General features: G+C 29.5%; 12 protein-coding genes and 1 pseudogene. 11 read left to right on the top strand and 2 right to left on the bottom strand.

Going from position 1 to position 8,469, the window contains the following annotated elements:
* From ACVHXK_RS18245 to ACVHXK_RS18235, 3 genes are all read left to right on the top strand, one after another.
* Nucleotides 1-1,434 (top strand): DNA primase family protein (locus tag ACVHXK_RS18245; protein WP_461207838.1); only part of this gene is annotated, 1,434 nt, incomplete at its 5' end.
* A gap of 292 nt (nt 1,435-1,726) precedes the next feature.
* Entirely contained in the window at nt 1,727-1,957 is a 231-nt protein-coding gene (locus ACVHXK_RS18240; protein WP_461207837.1) for a hypothetical protein, read from the top strand.
* A gap of 502 nt (nt 1,958-2,459) precedes the next feature.
* Nucleotides 2,460-3,035, top strand: coding sequence for a recombinase family protein (locus ACVHXK_RS18235; protein WP_461207836.1), 576 nt, complete (start codon nt 2,460-2,462; stop codon nt 3,033-3,035).
* Nucleotides 3,036-3,040: 5 nt separating this feature from the next.
* Here ACVHXK_RS18235 and ACVHXK_RS18230 read toward each other — a convergent pair whose 3' ends face one another.
* Nucleotides 3,041-3,193, bottom strand: a complete 153-nt coding sequence (locus tag ACVHXK_RS18230) for a DNA-binding protein (protein ID WP_461207835.1) — start codon at nt 3,191-3,193, stop codon at nt 3,041-3,043.
* 98 nt (nt 3,194-3,291) lie between these two features.
* Here ACVHXK_RS18230 and ACVHXK_RS18225 point away from each other — a divergent pair, with 98 nt between their 5' ends.
* From ACVHXK_RS18225 to ACVHXK_RS18215, 3 genes are all read left to right on the top strand, one after another.
* The gene (locus ACVHXK_RS18225) at nt 3,292-3,435 is read left to right on the top strand and encodes a hypothetical protein (RefSeq protein WP_461207834.1); all 144 of its coding nucleotides are present in this window, start codon (nt 3,292-3,294) and stop codon (nt 3,433-3,435) included.
* Nucleotides 3,436-3,634: 199 nt separating this feature from the next.
* Complete coding sequence (locus ACVHXK_RS18220; RefSeq protein ID WP_461207833.1) at nt 3,635-3,931, top strand: hypothetical protein; 297 nt, start codon at nt 3,635-3,637, stop codon at nt 3,929-3,931.
* Nucleotides 3,932-3,948: 17 nt separating this feature from the next.
* Nucleotides 3,949-4,425, top strand: a complete 477-nt coding sequence (locus ACVHXK_RS18215) for a hypothetical protein (protein ID WP_461207832.1) — start codon at nt 3,949-3,951, stop codon at nt 4,423-4,425.
* A 229-nt stretch (nt 4,426-4,654) separates the two neighbouring features.
* Here ACVHXK_RS18215 and ACVHXK_RS18210 read toward each other — a convergent pair whose 3' ends face one another.
* A complete protein-coding gene (locus tag ACVHXK_RS18210) occupies nt 4,655-5,257 on the bottom strand; it encodes a DNA-binding protein (RefSeq protein ID WP_461207831.1) in 603 nt (200 codons plus the stop codon).
* Nucleotides 5,258-5,405: 148 nt separating this feature from the next.
* Between ACVHXK_RS18210 and ACVHXK_RS18205 the strand changes: the two genes are divergently transcribed.
* The 5 genes and pseudogenes from ACVHXK_RS18205 to ACVHXK_RS18185 form a co-directional block, all read left to right on the top strand.
* The gene (locus ACVHXK_RS18205) at nt 5,406-5,828 is read left to right on the top strand and encodes a helix-turn-helix domain-containing protein (protein WP_461207830.1); all 423 of its coding nucleotides are present in this window, start codon (nt 5,406-5,408) and stop codon (nt 5,826-5,828) included.
* 12 nt (nt 5,829-5,840) lie between these two features.
* On the top strand, nt 5,841-5,996 hold the full coding sequence (locus tag ACVHXK_RS18200) for a hypothetical protein (protein WP_461207829.1): 156 nt from the start codon (nt 5,841-5,843) through the stop codon (nt 5,994-5,996).
* Nucleotides 5,983-6,795 (top strand): hypothetical protein, encoded by an 813-nt coding sequence (locus ACVHXK_RS18195; protein ID WP_461207828.1) that lies wholly within the window; start codon nt 5,983-5,985, stop codon nt 6,793-6,795. Before ACVHXK_RS18200 ends, ACVHXK_RS18195 begins: the two co-directional genes overlap by 14 nt.
* Before the next feature lie 13 nt (nt 6,796-6,808).
* The gene (locus ACVHXK_RS18190) at nt 6,809-7,312 is read left to right on the top strand and encodes a hypothetical protein (RefSeq protein WP_461207827.1); all 504 of its coding nucleotides are present in this window, start codon (nt 6,809-6,811) and stop codon (nt 7,310-7,312) included.
* A gap of 297 nt (nt 7,313-7,609) precedes the next feature.
* Nucleotides 7,610-8,469, top strand: a pseudogene (locus tag ACVHXK_RS18185) (hypothetical protein); the annotation flags it as partial.

Raw genomic sequence — 8,469 nt, 5'->3', positions numbered from 1 at the left:
GATTGGTGCAGCATAAGGGGAAATAATAGGGATAAATTAATCAAAATAGTTATGGACCAGGAAGAAGAATATTCCCTTTGGTATGAGAAAAACGAAAGAACTAAATCAGTAAAATTAGTGAGAGGACTCTTAGCAAATAATTTAAGTACAAATATAGATTATATAATTGCAAGTTCTAACGGGTCAAGCGGATTAATGCATATATACAAAAATGGAGTTTATAAATTAGCGTCAAAGAATTGGATATGTGGAGAGGTGTCGAAATACATAATCCCAAGATTAAGAACCTCAAGCACTATAAACGATATTGCCGAAATGCTTACGTATAAAGAGCCTATTGACTTTAAGCACGTAAATGGTAACGAATATATTATAAATTTAAAAAACGGTTTATATGACGTTAAAAACAAGAAATTAAAGCCACATTCTACGGATTATATATCTTGTTATCAATTAGATTGTAATTATAAAAATGATGTTAAAAATCTAGGATATTGGGACAAGTTCATTGATGATCTAAGCGAAGGGAACGAAGGTATTACAAAAGTATTACAAGAGTATGCGGGATTAACATTATCCAATATAACAGGGAATAGAGTAAAAAAAGTATTATTACTTTATGGAAAAGGTGATACAGGAAAATCAAAATTTATAGAAGCACTATGTAATATAGTTGGAGAAGAAAACAGTATAAATTTAAAAATGCAGCAACTAGCAGAAAGGTTTGGGTCATCTGCAATCTATGGCAAAAGAATTGTTTTTAATGGTGACCTACCGAATGAAACACTTGAAGACCCTTCTACATTTAAAGAATTAACCGGAGGAGATTCTATTGCTGCAGAGTTTAAAGGAAAAGATAGGTTTACTTTTAAATATAAAGGTGTCCTTATGTTTGCCTGTAATGAGTTGCCTTATATCAAAGGAGATATGGGACAACATTTATTTGATAGGTTTCTAATAGTGCCATGTAATAATGTAATACCAGTAGAGCAAAGAGATCCTTTGTTGATGCATAAACTTATGGAAGATAAAGAATATATTTTAAAATGGTCTTTGGAAGGACTTGAAAGATTATTGAGCCAAGGCTTTAAATTCACCAATGCCGCAGAATTAGAAGAACAAAAACAACAATATATGCTGCAATGTGATAGTACAAGAGCATTTATAAATGAATATTATACGGTTACGGGATTATCTACTGACAGAATAAAAGCGACTATGTTATATCTTCACTATGAAAATTATTGTAATCAGAATGAAAGAAGACCATGCAGCAGTCAAGAGTTTACTAAAAGACTTGAAAATAATCTAGGGATTTTTAAATATAAGTACCATGGGACAAAACATTTTAAGGGGATAGTTAGAGGAGTAACCGAATATTCTGACAATTTAACGAAAAAAATAGAACCTAAAGAAATCGTATTTAAAAGGTAGTTTGGGGACAGTTTCACTACAACTTGGGGACACCTTGGGGACACCTTTGGGGACACCTAGAATGAGTGATACCAATGCCGGGGGACAGTAGGGACACTAAACCCAATTAAAATATAAAAATTAAAATTTATATATATATATATATAAATAACTTGGAAAAGGTGTCCCCAACGTCCTTTTGTCTGCAATCCCTTATATACCAACGGATACACAGTTTTTTAAGGTGTCCCCAGTGGTGTCCCCAAGTTAGATATGTATTTTTGTAACGGTAAAATAAAAAGAGGTGATTAAGTTGGATTATAAAGTAATTCAAATAATATCAGCACCTGGTGAAATGTATTCAATTTATAATGATTCAGAAGAAGAAATTAAATGTAAAATAGTATGTTTGGGTTTAATTGAATACGGAAATGGTGAGAGGGAAGTAGTCCCTATGGATATGAGCCAAGGTGATGGAATCATTAGTAAAATTGGTGAAGGTTTAAAATATATTGAGATTAATAATAACCAGGTGCTTACATAGCATACTGGTTTTTTTATGTGATAATGTGGAGAGGTGGGTATATATATCGGTGGCTGAGCCTTACAGATACGAGAACCTATGTAATGAACCCAAGCCGTTACAATATACATTAGCATTGATACTATAAGGGTTTAGAGGTATACAGTAGGTCTTGTTTGTTGTGAATGTATAGAGCCTTATATCTTGCGTAAAGCCTATATTTGGTGCCGTCTACTGAATAGTAACCATTGTTATATAAGATATATATAATATGTATATAATTACGTTGTTTTATGAGTTCGTTTGAGGTATACATCAAACAACCCTTAAAGTAAGTACCTACAACACGCATTACACCATTATGCGAACTATTATATTAAGTTCATAAAAAGAATTGACTTTAAACGAACCAAGTAGTAATATTGAATTAAGAAGGGGTACATTCTAAAATTCAAATTGATTTTTGCCCCGTCAGCGAGTTACAGCCTTTCTGTAACAAATTTTAAAAGTCGAGGTGTAATTAATGAGTACATATTTTTATATCAGAGTATCAAGTCGTGACCAAAACACAATAAGACAAGAGGTAAAAGCCAAAGAACATAATATTCCCCTGGAGAATGTTTATATTGAAAAGGTGAGCGGCAAAAACTTAATAGATAGACCAGTTCTTAATAATATGATGGCCACATTGCAGAGCGGTGATAAATTGGTTGTTGATAGTATCAGCAGATTCGCCAGGAACACAAAGGATCTAATAGATTTAGTTGAAAAATTAAATAGTAAACGAGTAGTATTTGTATCTTTAAAAGAAGCAATAGATACAACAACTCCAACAGGAATGTTTATGCTTACAGTGTTTGGAGCCGTGGCCCAACTTGAAAGAGAATATATAAAGGACAGACAATTGGAAGGTATTGAGATAGCCAGGAAGAATGGCAAGTATAAAGGACGTAAAGCGGTGGAATATCCAAGTCAATGGGAAAAATATTATAAAATGATGAAAGACGGCAGCATAAAGAAAGTTGATGTAATGAAGATACTGGACTTAAAGAAAACAACTTTCTATAAACTATTAAAACAATATGAAGAAAAAAAATAAACCACCTATTTGGTGGCTTTTTTTACGTAGTCTTTTAATATTGTAATGACTAAATTATTAAAGGATCTAGTTTCTTTTACTGCAATTTCTTCTAACTTCTTTTTTAATTCTCTATTAATAATAAGATTTGCTCTAACATTTTCTTTACTTATACTCATTAATTATCACCTCAACAATAATATAACATAAAAATAAATGTGTTGTAAAGGTTACGTAACCGTGTTATAATATTATTATATTAACAAGGAGGTATATTATGGAACAAAACAAACCACCAGTGGTAAAAGATTTGTACAAAGGAGTTATTAAAATAAAGGAAAACAATAAAGTTGTTTACAAAAGGCAATTGGCAATTAATGCGAAAAAAAATAAAAAAAATAATTTACATTATATTAAATAAGGAGGATTTATTGGATGAATATAAAAATATTACAAGAGTATCTAATTGCTTGTGGTAAAGTAGGTATAGAACCATCTTTTTCAGGATTAAAAGCCTATAAGAAGGAATTAGAACGTATTGCAGTATAAAGTATTGTAATTATTCAACCAATGAAATTATTATTTGATAAAAACTAAAGTGAGAAGGAGAAAATACGTCAATGAAGAATAATGAAATAGTAAATAAACAATTGGAATTAGCATCTCAAATTGAACATTTAAGAAAAGAAAATGAAGAACTTAAAAAGGTAAATAGTTTAATAAAACATAAAATAGATGTAATATTAAAATTAACAGGAGAACCGACGGATTCCGTTGTCTGTGATAAAATGGAAAAATGGGAAACCAGAGCAAAGGCTCATAATAATATTTTTGTTTTTTTAAGTCAAAAAGGCTTAGATGAAAGAGATCTAAATGAATTTTCCTCATTATTAGAAAAATATATGTATCAAATATAAAAAAGGAGTGTATAAAAATGAATAGATTCGAAATTGAAAAAAAATACGAAACTAATGGATTAAAAGACTATAAATTAAAAACAACGGATGATCTAAGAAATATACATAAAATAAATTACAAATGGGTAGATGGTTACGAAGATCTTAGCGAAGAAAATAAAACTATATATGAAAAGTTTATAGTTAATATATTTAATGCCTTTGGTCTTGAGGGTAGAGCAACCCTAGTGCCAAAAGCAATATATTATGCACAAGAACTCAACTATTTAGCAAAAGAAGATTTGGAAGATGATAGTTATATCGTAGTTGCAAAAACAATTTCTTCAATTGATAAAATTGGATTTAAAGTCCGAAAGTATGACTATGATTATAAAGAATATAAGCACTTAGATATTCTTGAAATTGAAAGAATATATTATTTTAGGTTTGAGTATGAACTTGATGGAGATAAAAGATGGCTGCATATTACTGAAAACGGAGAAACGTGGTACTAAATAAAAACCTTCCTAGTATTCTAGGAGGTTTTTTAACTTAGTACGAATTTCGTACCACCCATTTCGCAAAAGGGTAACTTTGCGAAATAAAGTCATTTTAAAATTAATAATATACGTTCTTTTATCAAAGAACTAAAACTAAAAAAAGGCTTAAACCCTTTAATATCAATGGTTTGAGCCTACTATATATAATTTTTATTACATATATTAGGAATATAATATCCGTGTACTACTTATATGTTTTTGTTATATTACATACCTTAAACCCTTTATTATATTTATTACAAAATTCTAAAATGGCAAGGCTTATTAAATCTTGTTTTTTTATCCCCTGGTACTGGCTGCATACTTCATTAAATAATTGATATATTCCTTCATACATTTTAAAAGATTTGTTTGTTATGGTATCTTTCAATTCACCAGGTAAGTCATTAACATTTATTTGTGGTATTTCTAAAGTATTACCTTTATAATTCTTTAGCATTTCTAAAATATCCCTTTTGTATTTTACAAGTTCAAGAATATCGTCTTCATACTTTTGTACTTCTTTTGTTACACCTTCTTTAAGAGGCTCTTTATCTATACTTTTATCTTTAGGTAATACTTTTGTTATACTTTTGTATGGTTGTTCTACCAAAGTATTACTTTTGACATACTGACGAGAGTCTTTATTGTAACGGTAATCTATTTTTTTAAATCTATCCCTTATAGTTGTTTTGCTCATAGATAAAGATTCACTAATGTTTCTTAAAGTTTCACCCTTTAAAAGTTCACTATTAACATATGCTACTTGATCAATGTATTCTAATTCATCAAATTGCTTTCTATTCATTAAAATCCCTCCTATAATACTTTTGTAATACTTTTATACTTCTATAAATCATATGAAAATCCTTTTTTAATTTAAAAAAATACGTGTATTGTAATGTCACTTTTTAAGTGCTATAATAAAACAATAATAAAACAAGGAGTGATTTTCAATGGATAATGTTAAAACAGGTGAAAAAATAAAAGAATTAAGAATTGCTAAGAATTTAACTCAAAAAGTACTTGCTGAAAAGAGCGAAATATCTCGTTCTAACTTAAATAGAATAGAGATAGGCAAAGTAGAACCAAGAATTGAAACTTTAATGAAAATATCTAAAGTATTAGGTCATGAATTAATTGGTTACCATATGGCTCACAGTAGAAATAATATTACTGAATATGCGGAAAGATTAGGAAAAAAAGAATTTGATATTTTTTACGGTTTAGTGGAACACGTTAGCGGCTACTACTGCGAAAATACCGTTGATCCTAAAGTAATACTAGAAAATGATGGTGACAATTATAAAGATCTAAAAGATTTATTAATTAGTGTTGTAAAAAGTAGATTAGAATATTACTCAAAAGAAGAAAAATAAGAAGGTTATTTTATGAAAAAAGTTCAAAAATGTTTATGGCTAGAAAAAGATTTACATACCATCATAAAAGACAAAGCCAACGACTTGGGTTTATCTGTAACGGCATATATAAAACTTTGTATTCATGAAAAATTAGAAAGGGAGCGAAAAACTTATGGCAATAGATAATTATAAACCAACATTATGGGAAGATTCTATTATGGAGAATTTCCACGATAGTTCATTTGTAGGGGTTATAACAACTCCACCAGTAGAAAAAAAAGGCGAAAAAGTTATTTTTAATAGAATACAACCAGGGGCATGGAAAGATTATACTAAAGGACAAAAAATTGAATGGAGTGACGTGGCGACTACCAAAGTTGAAATGACTTTTCCAGAAGAGAAATATTATGCTTTTATGGTTGACGATTGCGATTCAATACAGTTAAAAGATGATGTGCTTAAATCAGTAACTAAGGAACAATCAGGGGTTTTAGGTGAAGAAATTAATCAAGAGGTAGTAACTTATATAACTGAGAATATTGCAGCAGAAAACATAATAGGAACTGACCTTGAAAAAGAACTTGTAACTAAATCAAATGCTTATGATCTATTGGTTGACCTAAATACAAAGGCTAACAAATTGAAAGTTCCTGTAGGTGGTAGATATTTCATTATATCACCGGATTTCTTAGCATTAATAGCAAAAGATGATAGATTCACAACTCAATATTCAATATTAAAAAATGGAGTTGTAGAAGGTGCAACAGTTAACGGAACAACTTTAATCTGTAAAGCAGATAATCCAGTTGATAAAGTTGTATTAACTCACCCAAGCGGCACCGGTTATGCTATGCAATTAGATGGAGCACCAGAAGCCGTTCGATTAGTTGATTATATTGGTGATGGTGTTAGAGGGCTTGTTAAATATGGTTATACAAAATTAAGAAATGAAAGTTCTTGTATGGCATTTATAAAATATAGTTAAGGAGGAGTAATTCATGGACGAAACTACAGAAAATACTGCAGATGAAACCATAGACACTACAGAAACTACCACAGATGAAACAATCGATGAAACTGTAGATGAAACAATTGAAGAAGAACCTACTCCTACTGGTGACTATACTTTTGATATTAATAAGATGATTGCGGACCAACTCGGAGTATTCCAAAATGATTTTATAACTCAAATAAATGCAGAATATAAAGAAAAATTTGAAAAACTTAAAAAAGATATTGATGATATTGAAAAGAAGAAAAAGAAACTTGCAATAATTGAAGAATTGAAGACAGAGGGATTAGATTCTAGTTTAATTGAGTTTGTTTATGATGATAATATAGAAATTGCAAAACTTAAAATTGCACAAATAAAAAAAATTATAATGATAGGAATAGAACAAGGGATTGAATTAAAATTAAAGACAAGTTCTTACATTCCTGGAGGTTCTTCAGATAATTTAAACGATAATATCGACAAAAATAAACCGAAATATTTTGTTTAAAAAAGCAAAATTAACCAGGTATTTATTTGATTAAATAAAAAATATGACTTATACTAATATTAATAAAATAAAAAAGTCCTCTATTGCCTGGTTAAAATGTTTGCAGCACTTTAATCAGTAAATCAAAAAGGTATCCAAACTACCCTAATGACATTCAAGAGAACTTATAAGTACAAAGGACTTATATATTTATATAGGTCTATTGTATCAAATAAGTATATGAATTTCAAGTCTTTTAGGTGTGTTGAACCTAAAAGGCTTTTTTGTTTTAAATAAATAACAAAAGGATGATAATTCATGGAATACAAAGAAATATTAAACAAATTTGACGTAAGAAAAAGCACCGGGAATAAGGCTCAATGTGTTTGTCCTAATCATAATGACAAACAGGCTAGTTTATCAATTAATTACAATCCACATACAAAAAAAACTCTAGTAACTTGTCAAGCCGGATGTGATACCAAAGATGTTTTAAACAGTGTTGGCTTATCTATAACAGATTTATTTGACAATAAATTAGAAACAAATAGCACAAAGAAAAAAAAATCTAATATAGAAAAAATATATAAATATACAGATTCAAACGGAGAAATATTATTTGAAAAAGTCCGAACTAAGGACAAGCATTTTTTTCAGAGAAGAATTATTGATGGCTCTATAGTTTGGGGATTAGAAGAAGGAGAATATACTGAAACATTTAAAGGATCTAACGAATTTAGTAAAAAAAGTAGAAAGACAAATAAACGATATTTCCCGTTACAAAAACCCACTTTATATAATTTACCTCAAGTAATTGCAGCCGTAAAAAATAACAAATGGGTTTTTATTGTAGAAGGGGAAAAAGATTGTGAAACACTAAAAACAATGGGTCTAGTAGCCACTACAGGCTCTAATGGAGCGGGTAAAGGTAAATGGTTTGATACCTATAGCCAATACTTTAAAGGGGCTACAGTAATCATACTACCGGATAATGATAGGCCTGGTATATCTTTTGGTAACGAAATTAAAAAAAGTATAAAAAAATATGCTTATAGTATTAGATCAATCGTACTTTCTGATATTGAAAAAGGAGATGTAACAGATTGGTGCAGCATAAGGGGAAATAATAGGGATAAATTAATCAAAATAGTTATGGACCAGGAAGAAGAATATTCCCT

It is taken from the genome of Clostridium sp. DL1XJH146 (genome assembly GCF_054819755.1).
The sequence above is the reverse complement of the archived record's forward strand: the minus strand, read 5'-3'. Positions and strand labels throughout refer to the sequence as shown.